Origin of the sequence: Chryseobacterium lathyri (assembly GCF_003290185.1) — a bacterium.
Taxonomy (GTDB): Bacteria; Bacteroidota; Bacteroidia; order Flavobacteriales; family Weeksellaceae; genus Chryseobacterium; species Chryseobacterium lathyri.
In genome coordinates this window covers 133,939-151,207 of the sequence record NZ_QNFY01000003.1, presented here as the reverse complement: position 1 = coordinate 151,207, position 17,269 = coordinate 133,939, and the positions used below count along the sequence as shown (strand labels likewise).

Annotated in this window: 16 protein-coding genes; 8 read left to right on the top strand and 8 right to left on the bottom strand. The window is 35.0% G+C overall.

Annotation, left to right across the window (positions count from 1 at the left end; all coding sequences use genetic code 11):
• Positions 1–421 precede the first annotated feature (421 nt).
• From DRF61_RS04905 to DRF61_RS23090, 3 genes are all read right to left on the bottom strand, one after another.
• Entirely contained in the window at positions 422–3,190 is a 2,769-nt protein-coding gene (locus DRF61_RS04905) for a substrate-binding domain-containing protein (protein ID WP_228452586.1), read from the bottom strand.
• A gap of 147 nt (positions 3,191–3,337) precedes the next feature.
• Positions 3,338–3,895 (bottom strand): dihydrofolate reductase family protein, encoded by a 558-nt coding sequence (locus tag DRF61_RS04900; protein WP_111954647.1) that lies wholly within the window; start codon positions 3,893–3,895, stop codon positions 3,338–3,340.
• 80 nt (positions 3,896–3,975) lie between these two features.
• Positions 3,976–4,347: a DoxX family protein gene (locus DRF61_RS23090; RefSeq protein WP_111954645.1), complete on the bottom strand. Its 372-nt coding sequence runs from the start codon at positions 4,345–4,347 to the stop codon at positions 3,976–3,978.
• A gap of 92 nt (positions 4,348–4,439) precedes the next feature.
• Between DRF61_RS23090 and DRF61_RS04890 the strand changes: the two genes are divergently transcribed.
• On the top strand, positions 4,440–4,796 hold the full coding sequence (locus DRF61_RS04890; protein ID WP_111954643.1) for a winged helix-turn-helix transcriptional regulator: 357 nt from the start codon (positions 4,440–4,442) through the stop codon (positions 4,794–4,796).
• Between the two features lie 168 nt (positions 4,797–4,964).
• Positions 4,965–5,381, top strand: coding sequence for a nuclear transport factor 2 family protein (locus tag DRF61_RS04885; protein WP_111954641.1), 417 nt, complete (start codon positions 4,965–4,967; stop codon positions 5,379–5,381).
• Positions 5,382–5,583: 202 nt separating this feature from the next.
• Here DRF61_RS04885 and DRF61_RS04880 read toward each other — a convergent pair whose 3' ends face one another.
• From DRF61_RS04880 to DRF61_RS04860, 5 genes are all read right to left on the bottom strand, one after another.
• Entirely contained in the window at positions 5,584–6,525 is a 942-nt protein-coding gene (locus tag DRF61_RS04880; RefSeq protein ID WP_111954639.1) for an alpha/beta fold hydrolase, read from the bottom strand.
• 398 nt (positions 6,526–6,923) lie between these two features.
• Positions 6,924–7,664 carry a hypothetical protein gene (locus DRF61_RS04875; RefSeq protein WP_146896997.1) on the bottom strand — a complete coding sequence of 247 codons (741 nt, stop codon included), beginning with the start codon at positions 7,662–7,664 and terminating at the stop codon, positions 6,924–6,926.
• A 655-nt stretch (positions 7,665–8,319) separates the two neighbouring features.
• Entirely contained in the window at positions 8,320–8,871 is a 552-nt protein-coding gene (locus tag DRF61_RS04870) for a putative glycolipid-binding domain-containing protein (protein WP_111954635.1), read from the bottom strand.
• A 152-nt stretch (positions 8,872–9,023) separates the two neighbouring features.
• Complete coding sequence (locus DRF61_RS04865; protein ID WP_228452584.1) at positions 9,024–9,503, bottom strand: DinB family protein; 480 nt, start codon at positions 9,501–9,503, stop codon at positions 9,024–9,026.
• A 251-nt stretch (positions 9,504–9,754) separates the two neighbouring features.
• Positions 9,755–9,940, bottom strand: a complete 186-nt coding sequence (locus DRF61_RS04860) for a hypothetical protein (protein WP_111954631.1) — start codon at positions 9,938–9,940, stop codon at positions 9,755–9,757.
• 189 nt (positions 9,941–10,129) lie between these two features.
• On the opposite strand from DRF61_RS04860, the gene DRF61_RS04855 reads away from it, so the two are divergent.
• The 6 genes from DRF61_RS04855 (at position 10,130) to DRF61_RS04830 (ending at position 17,267) form a co-directional block, all read left to right on the top strand.
• Complete coding sequence (locus DRF61_RS04855; protein WP_202974494.1) at positions 10,130–10,480, top strand: cyclase family protein; 351 nt, start codon at positions 10,130–10,132, stop codon at positions 10,478–10,480.
• A 306-nt stretch (positions 10,481–10,786) separates the two neighbouring features.
• Positions 10,787–12,670 (top strand): type VI secretion system Vgr family protein, encoded by a 1,884-nt coding sequence (locus DRF61_RS04850; protein ID WP_111954629.1) that lies wholly within the window; start codon positions 10,787–10,789, stop codon positions 12,668–12,670.
• Positions 12,671–12,762: 92 nt separating this feature from the next.
• A complete protein-coding gene (locus DRF61_RS04845) occupies positions 12,763–14,307 on the top strand; it encodes a PAAR-like protein (RefSeq protein WP_111954627.1) in 1,545 nt (514 codons plus the stop codon).
• A gap of 4 nt (positions 14,308–14,311) precedes the next feature.
• Positions 14,312–15,034 (top strand): hypothetical protein, encoded by a 723-nt coding sequence (locus DRF61_RS22560; RefSeq protein ID WP_146896994.1) that lies wholly within the window; start codon positions 14,312–14,314, stop codon positions 15,032–15,034.
• An 86-nt stretch (positions 15,035–15,120) separates the two neighbouring features.
• Positions 15,121–16,788 (top strand): hypothetical protein, encoded by a 1,668-nt coding sequence (locus DRF61_RS04835; protein ID WP_111954623.1) that lies wholly within the window; start codon positions 15,121–15,123, stop codon positions 16,786–16,788.
• A complete protein-coding gene (locus DRF61_RS04830) occupies positions 16,785–17,267 on the top strand; it encodes a hypothetical protein (RefSeq protein WP_111954621.1) in 483 nt (160 codons plus the stop codon). The genes DRF61_RS04835 and DRF61_RS04830 overlap by 4 nt, the downstream gene beginning before the upstream one ends.
• The last annotated feature ends 2 nt before the right edge of the window (positions 17,268–17,269 follow it).

The following is a 17,269-nucleotide window of genomic DNA, read 5'->3' as shown; positions in this document are numbered from 1 at the left end:
TTGTTAAGTAACTTCAACAAACTGAAATTCAATAATTTACTGAAAAATAAATTTATTAAAGTTTAATCAGGTTTCAAAAATGTAACATTGTTTTATAAAAATGTTACGTGACTTTTGGTGTTTATAAGATTTATAACCATTTACTATTATGAAAATTTCATCCAAAAAATGAGTCAAGGTATGTGGTTTTTGGGTCAGGAACTTTTAGAAATTATAATTCGTATGGAAAGCTGGTTATTCGTTCGGATGAAGGTGTGTTATTCAGAACGTATAATAAAAAAGCAGCAGTTTGATTTTCTGCTGCTGGATATGATAAAAATAGTATATGCGAAAATTGATATTAAATATAGGTCAAGCTTTAGATTTTGTTATTACAATGTTGCATTCAAATAGGTGATCATTTGACTGCATACATTTTTTATTACTCTTTTCCTGCAGACTTTCTAAAAGTATTCGGCGATACGCCAAACTTATTTTTAAAAACAGTGGAGAAATAATTCGGGGAAGAAAACCCGGTTTTGTATGCAATCTCAGAAATAGTCAGTTCAGGATTTTGAAGCATCGATTTGGCCTGTTCCAGGCGGAAATTGTTGATATAATCACTCACATTCACATCAAACATCGCTTTTATCTTTCTATAAAGTTGAATTCTGGAAATATTGAGCAGGTCTGCAAGATTTTCTACTGAGAAATCGGGATTATCGATATTGGTTTTGATAAGTTGATTCAGATTATTCACAAATGTTTGCTCCATGCTTCCGAACGATTTACTGTCCACAATTCTGCCGATATTATTTGTATAGTAATAACGCAGTTTTTCGCGGTTGTAAAGCAGCGCACGCAGTGACTGTATCAGAATAGGGTAACTGAAAGGTTTTGTGAGGTAAAGGTCAACGCCGGATTTCAGTCCCTGCAGGTAGGATTCTTTATTATCCAAAGCAGTCAGAAGAATAACCGGAATATGTGATGTACGAAGGTCATTTTTTAGAATTTCACAGATTTCAAAACCGTTTTTGTCCGGAAGATTGACATCACAAACGATAATATCCGGAATTTCACTCAATGCCTTATCAATTGCATCCGTACCGTCAGAAACCATTACTTCAAACTCATTCTGAAGCTTTTTGCTTAGAAAGAAGGATAAATCCGAATTATCCTCTACTAAAAGCAGCGAATAACGTTCGCCCTGAAACTCCTGATTTTGGGTAATCGTCTCGTCTTCCAATCCTGTAAAAATAGTATCTTTTGCCAGACTTTCAGCATCTGCGAGACTGGGTTCTTTCACCATTTGGTCTTCGTTGAAATGCTTGTTTCCCTTGTAAAGGCTGATGGTAAATTCCGTTCCCTGAAAAGAGTTCACTTCTATCTTCCCGAGATGAAGCTCTATGAACTGCCTGCTAAGATGAAGCCCGATTCCTGAACTGTTTTTTCTGTTGTTGGAACCTTTGAAATAAGCTTCAAAGACATTGCTGACCTCTTTTTCGGGGATTCCGATTCCGTTATCTTTAAAGCTGATGACCGCCTGATTGCCTTTTTCCTGAATCGTGATTTCAATCTTTCCATTGTCTGGCGTAAATTTGAAAGCATTCGATAAAAGATTGAAATAGACTTTATCCATCAGATTTCTGTCGATATAAAGCTCAAGGTTTTTATTTTGTGAATGAATTTCGAATTTGATATTTCTTTTCTTGGCTTCATTTTCAAAATCACGAAAAATCGCATACGTAAAATCATAGATATTCGTTTTGGAAACTCTCAGATTAAAAGTCTGATTTTCTATTTTTCTAAAATCCAGCAGGTTATCCACCAATCTCAATAATCTGTTGGAGTTTTTATTGATCAACTCTAACTCATAGGATGGTTTTGCACCTTTAGTTTTACCGGAATCCATCAAAGATTCCAATGAACTGAGGATAAGCGTAATGGGTGTTTTAAATTCGTGAGACAATCCCGTGAAAAAATTAACCCTTGCCTCATTACTGTCTTTCAACTCATTGGCAATGGTTTCAATCTGGTTTCTTTGAATAGTAATTCTCTCGTTGGTAAGGGTAAGCTGCTTATTTTTTATCTTGATCGCATAAATAAGGTAAATAGAATAAGCCACCAGGCAAAACATCAATATCAACAATATGATAGACCAGCGGAACAATTCTTTTTGCGAAGAATAAAGCTCGATCTGCTTTTTAACCGCCTGCACCTGATTTTCTATAATACCTTGTTGCTCAATGATTTTATCAAACTGATTACGCATAATTTCCGCATTCATCCGGTCAATGATCGTTGTACTGAGTTTAATGCGTTTGGGAACGGCAACACCGTTATGAATCTTAATCGCAGTCTCGATGGCTTCTGCTCCACCTGTCGGATACAATAAAGTGGCGTTCAGCTTTCCGTCCAGAACCATTTGTATTCCGCCGTCTTTCGTATTCAGTCCGTCAATGCCAATAAATTTGATTTGATTTTCCAAACCTTTATTCCTTGCAGCCTGCCACGCAATGGCGGCAAGCTCATCATTAAAAGCAAAAACATACAGACTTTGATTTCCCAAGGAATCAAGTGTTTTCCGGAAAGCGTCTACAGGAAGACCTTTAAAGGTTTTTATCAGATCTGTGTTGGGATTGTTTTTGATGATTTCCTGAAAGCCGAGACTTCTTTCTATGGTTGGAGAGGAATTGTCATCGCCACTTATTTCGATAACTTTTTTATAATTTTTGGAATCTGAAAGAATGTAACTGGCCGCTTCTTTACCAATCTCCAAGTTGTCTGCGCCTATATAGGTTGTATATTGTTCTGAATTGATTTTCCTGTCGAGCAAAATAACCGGAATATTTTTGGCAGCCGCTTTTTCCACTACAGGAATCAAGGATTCTGGATCAATCGGTGAGATAATAATCACATCCACCTTACGATCAATCATTTTTTGTATGTCCTGAACCTGCTTGCTAACCGAATTTTCTGCTTTCTGTATATTCAGCTCTACTTCGGAATGGAGTGATGCCTGTATCTCCATAGCATGGTTCATTGTCAATCTCCAGGGATGATTTCCCAACCCCTGTGAAAATCCGATACTTATTTTGTCTGAAGTTTTCTGAGATTCTTTACAAGAAGAAAAAACAAGGAAAAACAGAAGAAATAACATTCTATAAGCCTGAGGAAAACCAAAAACTTTCAAAAATTTTATTGTTGACATATGAACACAATATTAATGAAGTTGTTGCATACAGGCAATTTTTAATTACAGTATTTTGTATTCAATCTTCTCTATTTATTATATACATATTTGATTTGATTCATAAGGTGACAGAAATTCTGACTAATTTTAACAGTATTGTCAAGTTTAATCAATAGTTCTTACTGGTTCATAGTACAGTATGACCGAGCCTCCGCTAAAGGTTTGCGTTCTTAAGAGCTTAAGAATAATCCTGCTATTTATGTTTTCAAATAACGGCAGACCATTTCCAACAACAACAGGGTAAACACATAGCTGGAATTCGTCTATCAGATTAAGTTTCATTAATTGGATAATCAGGCTTCGGCTTCCTACTAAAATATCTTTACCTGTTTGCTTTTTTAATTTCAGGACCTCTGCTTTCAACTCCCCAGCGGCTAACTTTGCACTTTCCCATTCTATATTTTTCAGACTGTTGGAAAATACGATTTTAGGAATTTTATCAATTGCCTGTGCAAAGTCGTCCATTGATTTTTCACCTGAGGGATTCTTTACATAAGGTCGCCAATATTCCATAAGCTGATAGGTTATTCTACCATATAAAATAACATCTGCCTGGTTTAACAGATCAGTATAATGTTTATGTATTTCTTCATCGGGAATACCTGCCGTATGATCACAAAATCCATCAAGTGCCATATTAAATGCCGCAATTATTTTTCTCATATCGGTCTAATGATTTTATTTGATCATTAAATTTAAAAATTTACATTTTATCGGGGCTTTGCATAGGACAAGAAAAATGTTCAAAGAATAATTTTGAATTCTTTGTCAGTTACTAAAAGGACTATACTCAGAATACACATTAGCAGTGAGTTGTAATAGTGTTCATATTCATTATGTGACATGTGTGTTGTAAAAGCACCTACTGCAAAAGGAAAAAGTATTAATACAGCAAGATTCTTTATTGGTGGTTTAAACAATCCAATTATCAATAACACAACGCCAATTAACTCGCCAATGCCGATTAATATTGTCCACGTTTTATTAAATCCTAAGTTCTGCATATTCTGCATCATAGTCTGTTTTTGAAATACTTTAAATAACGAAGCGTATCCAAATACATACAGATAGTAGGCATATGCACTCCAATGAATTAATGTTTTAATTACCGTCATTTTGTTGATTTTAGAATTAAGACAAATTTATTTTTTAACTTTCAGAATTAAAAGAACTGACAAAATTGTATGGTACTAATAAAAAAGTATGTATGAATAAAAGGAAAATAAACTCTACAAATCATATTAACGAAGTTCAGATAAATGAGAATTGTGGAATTGCTTACACATTATCATTAATAGGAGGAAGATGGAAAATTAATATTCTTTCTTATTTACTAAACGAAAATAGGTTACGTTACAATGAATTATTAAAACGTCTGCCAGGAATTTCAGAACGCATGCTTATTGCAAAATTGAAAGAGTTGGAAAATGATAATTTGATAAATAGAATTGTTTATCAACAAGTTCCTCCAAAGGTTGAATATGAGTTAACGGATTTAGGGAAGTCATTATCGGATATAATGAAATTAATGGACAGTTGGGGAGAAAAACAATTAAAAATGTAAAATGACAAGCAATTTTGCGTTAGACGGACAGATTTACAAAACCCAACTTTTTTTTATAAATTTGGTTCAATTCAAGGTTTAACGTTTGTGCGCAATTTCCCATCCGAATGCCAGGCTGCGAACCTTTAGCAATCATTGTAAAAAGATAACCCATTCAAATTTAAAAGCATGATAAACGACAATAAACATTTAAAGGACTTTGAAAACTTTATGCAAGTAAGACTTAAAGCCTCGGGAGATTTTGTAGAAGGAAAATTTGAACCTTTAGAGAAAATATCTGTAAAAAAATCTCCTGCAACAATTTTCCCACCACCAGGAATCTGTATTCAAGGTGCCAGCGAAGTGAATACTTTCAATAAAGAAGGAGCGACCAATTTCCTACCCGGTGCCAAAAATGAATTTGAGGTAATGCATCAGGATGCGGATGAGCATTTGGCATATTGGACAGGTATTCAACGTTCGACAGTGAAAATGAAAGGGCAAGACAATGACATTATATTTAATTTAAGAGTGACAGAGATATTTCGAAAAGAGAACAACGAATGGAAATTAATGCATCGCCATGCAGACAAACTAACAGAATAATAAAAGGCAATGATATACTAAAATACACCCAAAATTTTTGTTTCTTCAAAACAGTAAGAGAAGGTATATGACAGTATATTGAAGTATTGTGAGTAGCCTAGTTTTATACTGGTACATTTAAGTATTAACATCTTTATATTAACTAGGATTCTGCTGCATCTCAGTCCATCTGATGCAAAAAGATTGTTGACGATAATTCTTTCTACTTACCTTTTAAGGAAGTTAGACAGTTTTTGTACGTATCTATCAAAGCTTCTGCTACAATTTTGGGATCTTGCTGATGTATTCCATGGCTGTAACGCGGCAACAAGATCAACCGGCTATTACTGTTATTTTTTATCATTTCTGCATAATGATTTATTCTTAATTCATCCAATTCTTTCCACCACGGAATTAAATTGATCCCTAATTTCAGATTTTCGTTCATCTTTGTTTCATAATGTTCAATATGCTTGTTGTATGAAATCATTACGGTTACAGGAATGTCCTTAAGAGGCTGTAAGGATTTGTATCTTTTAAAGAATTCCGGTGAGCTTTCATTCAGTTCTCTCTTTGCCTCATTTCGAAAACCATCTGATGTTAAGGTATCATTTATAATGTTTTTAAGATTTATCACAAATAATTCCCTATAGCCTGTAGAGCTTGATGTATTAATTTTCACTTTGTTGTCTTCGTCTTTTGTAAGCATAAAATCTGTAGGATCTATAAAAAACAGGCCGCAAATTTCATTTGGATACATTGAGGCATACAGACGTATAAACGGTCCGCCTATAGAATGTCCTGCCAATAGATAAGGCGGACTTATTTTTAAAGCTGCTAGCAAATCATGAAGTCTTTTGATAACATCTTCATCTGTTTTTATAGAAGTATCGATTTCTGACTCTCCAATTCCATTTCTGTCATAAACTACCCCTGCAAAACTTTTTTGAATGAAAGGAAACAAACTTCCATACCCTCCACCTCCTGAACCGAGACCACTTTCAAAGATTACTATTGGCTCATTAGCTTTTCTTTCATCAAGTCCAAAAGTTTTATATGCTATTTGCTTATTGTTAATGGATACAAATTTTCTTTCAGAAGTCTGCGAAAAAAATAATGTTATTGAAAAGAAAGTAATAAATACAGTTATTTTTATGGATTTCATCTTTTTTGATTTAGTATAAGTAGCAGGTCTTAAAATTACGTTAACTCAAAACACATTCAATTTGCATTCTGAATATTTTAAACAATATTAATGAATTTTAAGCCACAATATACCTTAATGCATGATTTAACCCCAGCATTGCTTTTAAGCAAAACATAAGGAGATGTATTCCACACAAAACCCTTCATACCAATTTCACAACATCAATTGCCGGCACATTAAAACAAAAAATATCAAATCATTGATTTTCAAATACATAAAACCAATACATTTTCAATCGAGTTTTAACAAGATTCTCCAAATCCGCATCGCCTTTTCTGTTGAGCTTCGCACACATGCTGGCGATTATTTTCCGTTACGAAGAATCTCCGGTATAGTTCAAAAAAGTTCAAAAACCGTTATTTTAATCGTCTTACAGAAACTTGCGTGACAGGACCTGAACCCGTTGAGCCGGAGCTTGCATACTTGAGCGTGTAATCTTGTGTATTTATAGCCCTAAACGAATAGGTATTTGCAGCCTGCATCGGAATCGAAGTAATTAAGGTATATGTTTGTAATCCGCCGGTCGGCGCTGCATATGTGTCATTTACTCTGGCTACCCATAACCCGGTGTTATTATTCCATATACCAATAACCGGTGAAGTTCCGTTGGCAGTGGAAATCTGTACATTCATATTAATCTGATAAACCCCGTCAGCAGACACTTTAAAAGAATTGGTTGTAGCCGTACCTGTATAAAGATTTTCGTTATCGATAATTTCATTGTTCAGATTGCCAATGGGATTGGCTACCGTAGCGCCCGGAGCACCAGCGCCACTCGTATCTGCAGTCATTTGAACAGTAATTTCTTGCGCAACTAAAAACTGTCCATTAACAACTATTACTGTCCCTGTTGATGTAGGAACGCCGGCTAAAGTTTGCCATGAAGGTGCAGCACCTGGTCCATTTGATTTCAGTACCTGGCCTATTGCACCTGCTGAACCTGCAGTATTACTATTACCCCCGACATTAAGTTCATTCGTAACTTGTAACGAACCATTCACATGAAGATTTTTTTGAGGTGTTGAAGTACCGATACCCACTTGAGCAGAAATTGCCGCACATATCGAAAAGGTCAATAAAAAAAGTGTTTTTTTCATACTTAGCATGTTTAAAAATAAAGTTAAAAAGCAGCCTCTTCTTGCGATTCCAGGGATCAGAGAGAATGGAGAGGAGGCTGAATATAGTGTTCATTTGTGTTTTTAGAATCCGAAAATCCTTAGCTACATTCTAATATTGTATTTTGGCTCCATTAATTACTGAAATGGATCACCATCTTTACTCATAGTTTTATAGCAAATAAATATTTTATAAACTAAAAGCTCTTTAAATAATTATCTTATTACAAAATTACCAACATTCGATGTAAATTATAAAGAATTCGCATCGACATATATCGATAAACGCATAGATGTTTATAGCTAATAATCTACTATCGCTAAGTTTGAAACTTTTTCCTGGGGTAATTATTGAGTACAGTCAGTGCTCTGAAACTTACTACGTAAGAATTAGTACAGTTAACAGATTAATATCATTGGAACTAAGATATTATTGATGCAGATATTGCGGATAGTCAGCAATATTTATGTAAACAGTATGGAAATATAGAAGGTTATCTAAAAGATATTCGACTTAACGCCGAGACGGCTGGAAAACTGGAAACTTATAGGGCGTTTCTAAATGTTACTTTGAATCAGAAGTAACGATCTTTCTATCAATAAAAAAATGTAGTCCATCAACTTTATATCATTATAATTAAACCTGGCCAATTTTTTCAAACAGTTCAGGGTACTCCTCAACAAAGCCGTTATGATCAACTGTTAGTATTGCTTTAAAATCAGAGTCTATGTTTTCATAAGAAAAACTGAGTGTATCAAGTTTTGTGTACCTCTGCTTTACTGGTTTTATATGACCCTGTAAAATATCTATGTAAATAACATCAATATCCTGTGGCACCTTTTCCTTAAAGACCAGATTGTTTATAGGTAATGAATTTGTGAAAGGACTAAGGGAAATATCAATATAGTGTATGTTCGCCAATTCAGGTTCAGGTATATTATTAATTTCCCAGGCACAGTCTCTTTTTTTTCCGGTATAAGAAGTTGTGATAGAGTTTATTTCAGTAACTATTGTAAACTCATTAATAAACCAATTATCGTCAATTAGCAAATGATAAGTGACTGCGAAAACTGTATCCTCCTGAATACCAAGAATTTTTGAATTAACCTTTAACGACCCTTCTTTTTTTTCGATTTTAAAATATTCAAGAGACTGATTGGCGAGCCCTTTCCAAAGAATTATTTTCATAAGGTAAATATTGTTTTGTTCATCAAATATCGAATGACCAGCATATTAGGAGCTTAGAATATTACAGAGCATCTTTAAAACATAATAGTTCCAAGCCAAATTTTGATAAAGACTCTTAAACTATATTACCAAAGTGCTACTGATTTCTTGGTTTAAGTTGTGCCATTTGTCAGAAACTTAATAGTGATGCCTATTTGTCCCAGATGATAAAAATCGTGATGGACCAGTCCAGTGGCTAGATATTGGTAATTATGCGGGAAAGATGCATCCGCATATGGATATGGGCTGTATAAATAGGAGTCATCTTTTTCTGCCAGAAATGATATCAGCTGTTGTTGGCTGGTATAAAAACCATTTAGAAGATTTTCCCATCCCATTTCTTTAAGCTCTTCATTACTCCGCCAATTTGCGGCATCACTCATTTCAAGACCTCTTGGATTTCCTTGAAGTCTGCTTAAAACCTCCTTGCGCCATTCGGTTAAATGAGAGATAAGCTCCGCAACACTATGCAGATTGGCAATAGGACGTTCAAAAGCGGTTTCATCATTAACTTTTAAAAGTTTCTTCTTAAAATTTTCGTCAATCCATAGATCTGCATTCTCAACGTCCTTCAGTTGTTGAATTAAATCCATGATCAAAATATTTTCCATTTAGTTAGCATTAAGAAGTTTGACTTATTATTTTTAGTTTCAACTTATGAATTCCATACCATTGCCTACCCTAAGCTTGAATTCATTACGGTTTTGTCTCCAGCAATTTTCCATTAATTTTCCATACTTTTTACAAAATATAGGTATTTTGAAGAAAAATTGAAATGCATAAAGGAGGAATTACCAGGAATGTTCTTCAATTCGGGAATGCAATATTTGACTTTAACTTATAGTTATGCTTCATCTCTTGTATTCTTTACAAGACCTATTCCGGAGAAAAAGAAGATCAAACCGATCACGCCAACTACAGATAACGTAGTATATGCAGAACTTTTGTTGATCAATTCGTATCCGGTATAAACCATACCTGCAATTCCAAGGATTGTAAGTATTGCTCCAAATGTGCGTTTTACGTTCATAATATTTTTGATTAAGTGGGTTATGATTTTTATTTTACAAAAATCACACCGTTTCTTTTCATTATTTTTTTTGCCAAGCAGTCCTCAAATTAATTCCTCGCAGGAATGCAATATCTCCTATCCTATTATACCATTTCGCCCCAATTCTGATGAGGAATTATTGGTTGATCTCAGTCACACGTTTCCGAAATGAGCCTCAAATCCTTTGCAGAACTGGAAGCCGTTGTCATCAGGGTTCCCTATAACGAAACATTGGAAATTACCGAGGAACATCTCAAAAACAAAGAAATCAGGAACAGAGCAGTATTGATTTATACCGGCTGGGATGAGCACTGGAATACAGAACGCTATTATAATAATCATCCTTATCTGACAGAGTCCGCAGCAGAATACCTTAAAAGCTGCGCTGTAAAACTGGTTGGTATTGATTCCTATAACATTGATTATACAGCAGGTAAAACCCGCCCGGTACATTCTATCTTACTGGGTGCGCAAATACTCATCGTAGAACATCTGTGCGATTTGGAGCTTGCTGCCTGATCAAAATTTCACCTTTACAGCTGCACCTCCAAAATTCAAAGGCGTGGGAACATTCCCTGTCAAGGCTTTTGCTTCCATAAAAAAATCTATGGAGAGGTCTTAAGAAAAAAAACATTGCCATAGCAAACAATATTAAAAAAATGGATTTGCCAGACTGGAACTTCCTCAATTTCCAAAACTTAAGCAGGATTTTTTAGTCAATCGTAGTTTTACTACAATTTTGAAGATTTAATGAAATTTTACATTTAATAGTCTATTTTTATCTAACTTAGGTGACATAATACCAAAAAAAACGCACCAAATATTATGAAAAACACCTCAAATTCTGATAAAGTTTCAGAAAACCATATTTCGGGAATCAACCGTGTGGTAAAACTGGACATTGTGGTTGAGGGCAAGGCTGTCAATCACTTTAAACACTTTCGTTTACAACAAAGTGCAAGAAGGCACCATGATTTTGAGCTGGTATTGGCTTATGACTCTTTAGGCGAGGCCCAAAATCACAATCTTGAACAGGCCCAAAAGTTTTTAGGAAAAAGAATCACCATTGTTTTTAAATATAAAGATGCCGAAACTGAAAGCCCCGAAAGAACATTTGTGGGTCTCATTACCAAAGTAGCATTCAGTCAGGAAAAAATGAGTCTGGGAAATATTATTTTAAAAGGAAAAAGCCCCACTATTCTCATGGATTCCGCCCCACATACCCAAAGTTTCGGAGGAAGCCAGGAGGTGAATACCAATATTATTGCCAACCGGATTATCAAGGAGACATTAGGGGCAAATAAATTTGATTTCAGGATAGATACCCAAAACAAAAGTTATATCAGTTACAGCTCACAATACAACGAAACCCATTACAATTACCTTACAAGGATTGCAGAAGCCTACGGAGAACAGTTCTATTATGACGGTGAGGTTCTTCATTTCGGGAAGCTCCCCTCTTCTGAAAAACCTATCCTGTTGGTGTACGGAAGCAATGTAAATGATGTGAATGTTGAGCTGAAAGCCGTTCACACCAAACCGGAATACTTTGGCTATAACAGCAGCAGTCATACTAAAATGGTGGGTGCTGATGATCGTATACAACATTTGGGAGAATTATCTTCCAAAGCCTATGAACTGAATGATACTATTTTCACAACCCGGTCGTTGACTCCTATTCCCATCAATGCCAATATGTTCCGTGATGTAGATGATTCCCAAAAAAGCGCAAGAGGAAGTAAAGCAGTAGAGGTTTTTACTGTTTCAGGACAAACAACAGTTCCATTCCTGTATATTGGCTGTGTTGCAGACTTAGCCATGAGAAAGACCGGCAGCAATGAAACCTCACATTTTACAACGCTGATGATTACAGAGGTGACCCACGAAGTTGATGCAAGAGGATATTATACGGGAAGTTTTGAAGCCATTGCTGAAGGCACTGGTTTCATGCCAAAGCCTGATTTTGAAATGCCCAAAGCTGAACCGCAGGTGGCAACCGTTATATCCAATGTAGATCCACTGAATCAAGGCAGAATACAGGTCCGATTTGACTGGCAGTTAAATGATACGACCCACTTTATCAGAATGATGAGCCCAGATGCAGGTGGAACAGATGCTATTACACAAAACAGAGGTTTTGTAGCCGTTCCGGAAATTGGCGATCAGGTTATGGTGGGATTTGAATACCACAACCCTGATTTTCCATTTGCTATGGGCGGAATGTTTCACGGGAAAGTAGGCCTGGGCGGTGGCGTGGACAATCATTTGAAATCTATACAGACGAGAAGTGGTATCAAGGTGTTAATGAATGACGCGGAAAAAAGTGTAACCATTAAGGATCCAAGCGGAAATACTTATTTTATGGATGGCCAGGGTAATATTCATGTTACTGCGCCCAAGAATATGACCTTTACTGCAGGGGAAGATATGCAGATTTCCGTGGGAAGGAATATGACCACTAAGATTGGGCAGGACAGCACCATGCATATTGGAAATGACCATACCGAATCCATTACAAAGAGATACACTCAGACCTCTGAAAATAAAAGCGTTACCGTTAAACAAGATCAAACAGAAAGCACCGGTAATAAGTTTAAAAGTATTTCCGGAGAAGCAGATATACAGACCTCTAAGGGCGATTTAAAACTAAGAGGAACATCATTGGCCGTATTCCAGGGCGGAAAAGACGTTAAAGTAAGTAAAGGCTAAATCCATCACGGATGATGAAAGTAAATTTTCATTGGTTACCAACAAATGCGATTCCGGTTTCAACAATTGAATCAAATCCAAAATTTTAACACATGGAAAATCAGAATACTTCAGCGCATGATCGTAAGCTTTCTGAAAAAAGAGCAGAAAAACAAAAAAAAGCCAACGAAGATTCTCCTTCAGAAAAAAGAGAAATGGTTATCCATGGAGCCAAGTTGAAATGTCCCTATGCTCAGGCGCCCGGAGAACTGAAAGTTACCTCTAATGAAATAAATCTTCAGGATAAGCTATTTGCAACAGAAGGCGATGGAAACAATATGGTAAACCTTCAGTTTAAAGGAACTTGCGGGCACCCGAAATGGCCTGCTAGAAATATGTCTCCTCCACCCTGTATGAGCGTTATAAAGTTAAGTCCGTGGCAAAATTTAGGCAGCACTATTGTTCAAAAACAAACAGTTTTGGTGAAAGAATCTTTTATTTTTTGCGACCCTACCCCTAATGTGGCTTCTGCTAAGCCGATTCCACTTGAGGAGAGAATTTTAGCAGCACTAGATGACGTCTACACCGTTTCTGTTTTTTATAATGATGTGAAAATAGATCCTGAATCTTTCGTATTTATTTCACCAGAACCTGCAATGCCTAAAATAAGAATTGAAGTTTATATAGGAAAGGACTGTATCCATAAAAGTTTGCGATTCAGATTAAAGACAGAATTTAAGTTTAAAGCAAGTGCAACACTCTATGACAGAAATGATATTGATTATTTTCCTGCCAAGTCTGATGGTGGGAATGCATTTATGATTGCCAATATAGGAAAAACTAAATGGGATGTTGACTTTCGTGGGCTATTTAGAGGAGGCACAGCCACTGTAGAAATATGGAATGAAGCAAAAACTTCTATTTTAAGCAGTTTCCGATTTTATATAAGAGGAAAAAATCCTACTAAGGAAGTAGTAAAAAAATATTTTACGGATAAAGGATATTTATCAAAATACTGGTTTATTTATAAAATGGCAGTTAGTGAATCAGGAAGCGAAGGCATTCCACTAATGAAGCAATTTTGGGATCCAGAATTTGTGGGAAAAGGGAAAAACAGAAAAGAGGCAACATATGGACCTTCTGGTAGAAATGCTGAAAGTAAAGGGATTCCAAACTATGGTTATCCTGATGGTTGGGGAATATGCCAGATAGACTTTAAGTATGAAAAAAACAACTTAAGTACAACACCTGCAGAATCAAAAAAAGCAATTGAAAATCCTGATTATATTTGGAATTGGAAAGAAAATATTGCAGTGAAAATGAATATAAAATTACCAGAAAAAATAAAAGCTGCAGTTAATCATATTCGTCGCCTTTTGAAAAATACCAAACAATTAAAATCTTATTCAATTGAAGAAGGAAATTTAACCTATAAAACATGTCCAAGCACAATACCAGAGCTGCAACAATTTAGTGGATATTTACCGGACACATCTACAAATCAGAATGAGAAATCCATATTAGATGCAGAAATAATTAAATTATACAATGGTGGACATTACATTGTAGGAGTTTCTAAACACGGAACACTAAGTATAGATCGAAAAAATAGCTTGGATTTTAATTATAATGAAAGAATAGGAAAAATCAACGAATAATTTTATGAAAACACATCATCTAATCATATCACTTTCTCTAATATTTTCTATAAATATTAATTGTTCAAGTAAAGATGCACATACCAATAGTCCAACCTATAATCGTAATAATATTAGCGTTGAAAAGAAAAAGTCATCAGATTCTTTCACTTTTATTATTCCATTAAAGTATAATAATAAAGAATATTCTATCCAACTAGTGTGTGAAAGGGATGGTGTTGACACAAACATCTCAAGCATTACAAGCAATCTTACTTTACCAAAAGAATTTTATAAAATATTGCAGGACAATTTTGGTTTGGCAACCTGGCTAATTAATTCCGATTATAAATCTGCTTACGAAAATTATAAAAAATTGAAATTTAAGAGAGCAGATTTTGTAGAATACGAAAAAAAATATATCAGAGAATTTTCTTCTAAACTTTTATATATTTCAGATGTAGACCAAGATGGTTATGATGATATTTTACTTCTCGATCTTCAAAACAGTATGCAGGATAAGGATGTATATGATATGTTCAAAGGAGGTAAAAATGGAATTTCATTTGAAGAAAATTTTTTCGATCAAGCCGCTTTTTATGGATGGGACAAAACAGGGAAATATCTAATAACAGGAGTGAGTGACACCAAAGAAAGAAAACTCTATAAAAATAAAATTGTTGGAGGTAAATTAAAGACTGTTGATGAATGTACAGAAAATGCAACAACAGATAAACTTTGTTGGTAGATAAATATTAAAAAAATAATTAAAGACTTAAAAACAAAATATAATAACTCAAATGATTTTCAATAATAAGCTCAAAATAAAATGATATGAGTGAAGTACAAGAAAAAGATGATTATTCTGTAAACCCCAATCAGAAGGTTTATGATCTCCCCCACCAGGTGGATCATGAAGTGAATGTGGTAAAAATATATTTTGCAAAACAAGTTCCTAAAATGACCTGGGAAACTAAAGAAGAAACTTATACCGTTAAAAGTGGAGGTCTGGTATCTGATGTCAAAAAGAAGTACGAAAAAAAAGGAAGAAGGAACCTCAAGGCAGATCAGGAGGATTCTGTAAAATTAAAGGCAAAAGAATCGGTGAAAATTACCTGGGAAGAGGAAGTACAAGCGAAAAAAGCTGATGGCAGTCCTGATTTTGATTTTGAGAGAATAAACAGCACCACCATTAAAAAGAAAGTATGGGTAGTCGCCAATTGTGAAGGAGCAAGCGGCAAACTCTCTGTTGAGATCCATGAAAATAAATTGAAAAATACTGAAAACGTATATGAAAATCCTGTCAAGTTTTTAGATGGCGAGGAGGAGAAAAGTAAAATAGAATTCACTATCAACGGAACACTGGTGTATGCCAAAGAAATAACGATGCGTCCCAAAAGTGACGAAGATTTAAAAAAATTAATAGATAAACTGAATAAAAGAGAGGACTTAAATGCCTTTTTATATTTCAAAGCTGAAGTAACAGGAACAGAAGATGAAGTGAAATTCCCGGATGAGACGCATGAGTTTTTAAATAAAGACAATGAAAGGTTTGAGATCAGATACTGTAATTGTGGAAACAACTATGATATTACCTGTACCCGATATAGTAAAAAATATGGACCAGCCTACTGGGGATCTAAAAAACTTGAAAATTATTCCGATTGGGATACATTGATTGAAGAAAAGAAAATTACGGCTGAAGAAAAGGCTATTTTGGTGGGAATGTCTGAAAATGAAGGCAAATTAGATTCTGTTCAATCCTATGACTGGGACCTTTCAGGTGAACAGATGATATTAACTGCGGGGGCCATGCAGAAAACAGTGGATCATACCGGAAAAGGTGAATTTACTACACAGGTTGAAGAATTTAAAGCTCAGCATCCTGAAAAATATGACGAGTTATTTGTATCATGCGGATGGACGGTAGACTCCGGGATTCTATACTATAAAGATCCGGCAGATCCCAAAGCAGAGAAAATTACAGGAAATACATTATCAAATAAAATCAGAGAAAACTGTAAAGAATCCTTATTTGGAAAAACAGTAGAATGTAAGCCTCTGCAACCGATTGTAAATGCTGTTATTGATAAAGTATTTCAGGAAAAACAGGTGCTGGATTTTATTAAGAGGTTAAAAGAAGTTGTACTTCCTCTAACTCCTACAGGCTATTCATATAAGCTGTCAGATTATTTAAAATCAAAATTAGGTAAAGCAACTGCATTGGATCATCACATTAACAGACCAGGATATGTACAAGATGATTTCGGCTCTGCACTAGACCGGTTTTTTGCAAAAAAAGATGCTAACACAGCCAAAGAAAATAAAACCAGAAAAGAAGGGGAAAAATTAGAAAAAACATCAAGAAATCCTGGCGAATGGGGAGATATGCACAGTAAATACGAGCAGGAAATTCTTGATGATTACGGGAATAAAAGAAGAGGTACAGATATGGATAAACGCTATGAAAAAATGGAAAAAAACTCAAATTTATCATCATGAAAAAATTGACATTTATGCTAATGATTTTAATCATTTTTGTTACCTGCGGAAACGTTGTTTCCCAAAAACATCATGATGTACAGAATAAAACGGCAAAGAAAGACACTATCATTACTTTAAATGATACTCTATCGTTGTATTATGCTTCCTACAATAGCCCTATGAAACTATGGTATAATCTCCATATTATTAATAAAAAGAAAAAGATAAAAGTAGGTAAAGGAAGTGAATTTAAAGGTACCGGAAGTGAGCTCTTTTCTTCACTGTCCCCTAATGCAAAGTACGTAGTAGTAGACGGCATCATTAAAGAATATGTACATGAAAGTGATAAGGACAGTACCCTGCATGAAAACTACACGTGTGCCATTATTGACATAAAAAAAGCAAAAATAGTTAAACAAATGCAACAGGATTGTGATGGGTCTTGGAACAAAAAAAACCAGTGGGTTTCCTCCGGAGGGAAAGTAGTTTTTAAGTAAAA

What these genes read in the sequence shown, in the direction of transcription:
- DRF61_RS04905 (WP_228452586.1), bottom strand. Translation starts at nt 3,190, where the DNA reads ATGTCAACAATAAAATTTTTGAAAGTTTTTGGTTTTCCTCAGGCTTAT.
- DRF61_RS04900 (WP_111954647.1), bottom strand. Translation starts at nt 3,895, where the DNA reads ATGAGAAAAATAATTGCGGCATTTAATATGGCACTTGATGGATTTTGT.
- DRF61_RS23090 (WP_111954645.1), bottom strand. Translation starts at nt 4,347, where the DNA reads ATGACGGTAATTAAAACATTAATTCATTGGAGTGCATATGCCTACTAT.
- DRF61_RS04890 (WP_111954643.1), top strand. Translation starts at nt 4,440, where the DNA reads ATGAATAAAAGGAAAATAAACTCTACAAATCATATTAACGAAGTTCAG.
- DRF61_RS04885 (WP_111954641.1), top strand. Translation starts at nt 4,965, where the DNA reads ATGATAAACGACAATAAACATTTAAAGGACTTTGAAAACTTTATGCAA.
- DRF61_RS04880 (WP_111954639.1), bottom strand. Translation starts at nt 6,525, where the DNA reads ATGAAATCCATAAAAATAACTGTATTTATTACTTTCTTTTCAATAACA.
- DRF61_RS04875 (WP_146896997.1), bottom strand. Translation starts at nt 7,664, where the DNA reads ATGAAAAAAACACTTTTTTTATTGACCTTTTCGATATGTGCGGCAATT.
- DRF61_RS04870 (WP_111954635.1), bottom strand. Translation starts at nt 8,871, where the DNA reads ATGAAAATAATTCTTTGGAAAGGGCTCGCCAATCAGTCTCTTGAATAT.
- DRF61_RS04865 (WP_228452584.1), bottom strand. Translation starts at nt 9,503, where the DNA reads ATGGATTTAATTCAACAACTGAAGGACGTTGAGAATGCAGATCTATGG.
- DRF61_RS04860 (WP_111954631.1), bottom strand. Translation starts at nt 9,940, where the DNA reads ATGAACGTAAAACGCACATTTGGAGCAATACTTACAATCCTTGGAATT.
- DRF61_RS04855 (WP_202974494.1), top strand. Translation starts at nt 10,130, where the DNA reads ATGAGCCTCAAATCCTTTGCAGAACTGGAAGCCGTTGTCATCAGGGTT.
- DRF61_RS04850 (WP_111954629.1), top strand. Translation starts at nt 10,787, where the DNA reads ATGAAAAACACCTCAAATTCTGATAAAGTTTCAGAAAACCATATTTCG.
- DRF61_RS04845 (WP_111954627.1), top strand. Translation starts at nt 12,763, where the DNA reads ATGGAAAATCAGAATACTTCAGCGCATGATCGTAAGCTTTCTGAAAAA.
- DRF61_RS22560 (WP_146896994.1), top strand. Translation starts at nt 14,312, where the DNA reads ATGAAAACACATCATCTAATCATATCACTTTCTCTAATATTTTCTATA.
- DRF61_RS04835 (WP_111954623.1), top strand. Translation starts at nt 15,121, where the DNA reads ATGAGTGAAGTACAAGAAAAAGATGATTATTCTGTAAACCCCAATCAG.
- DRF61_RS04830 (WP_111954621.1), top strand. Translation starts at nt 16,785, where the DNA reads ATGAAAAAATTGACATTTATGCTAATGATTTTAATCATTTTTGTTACC.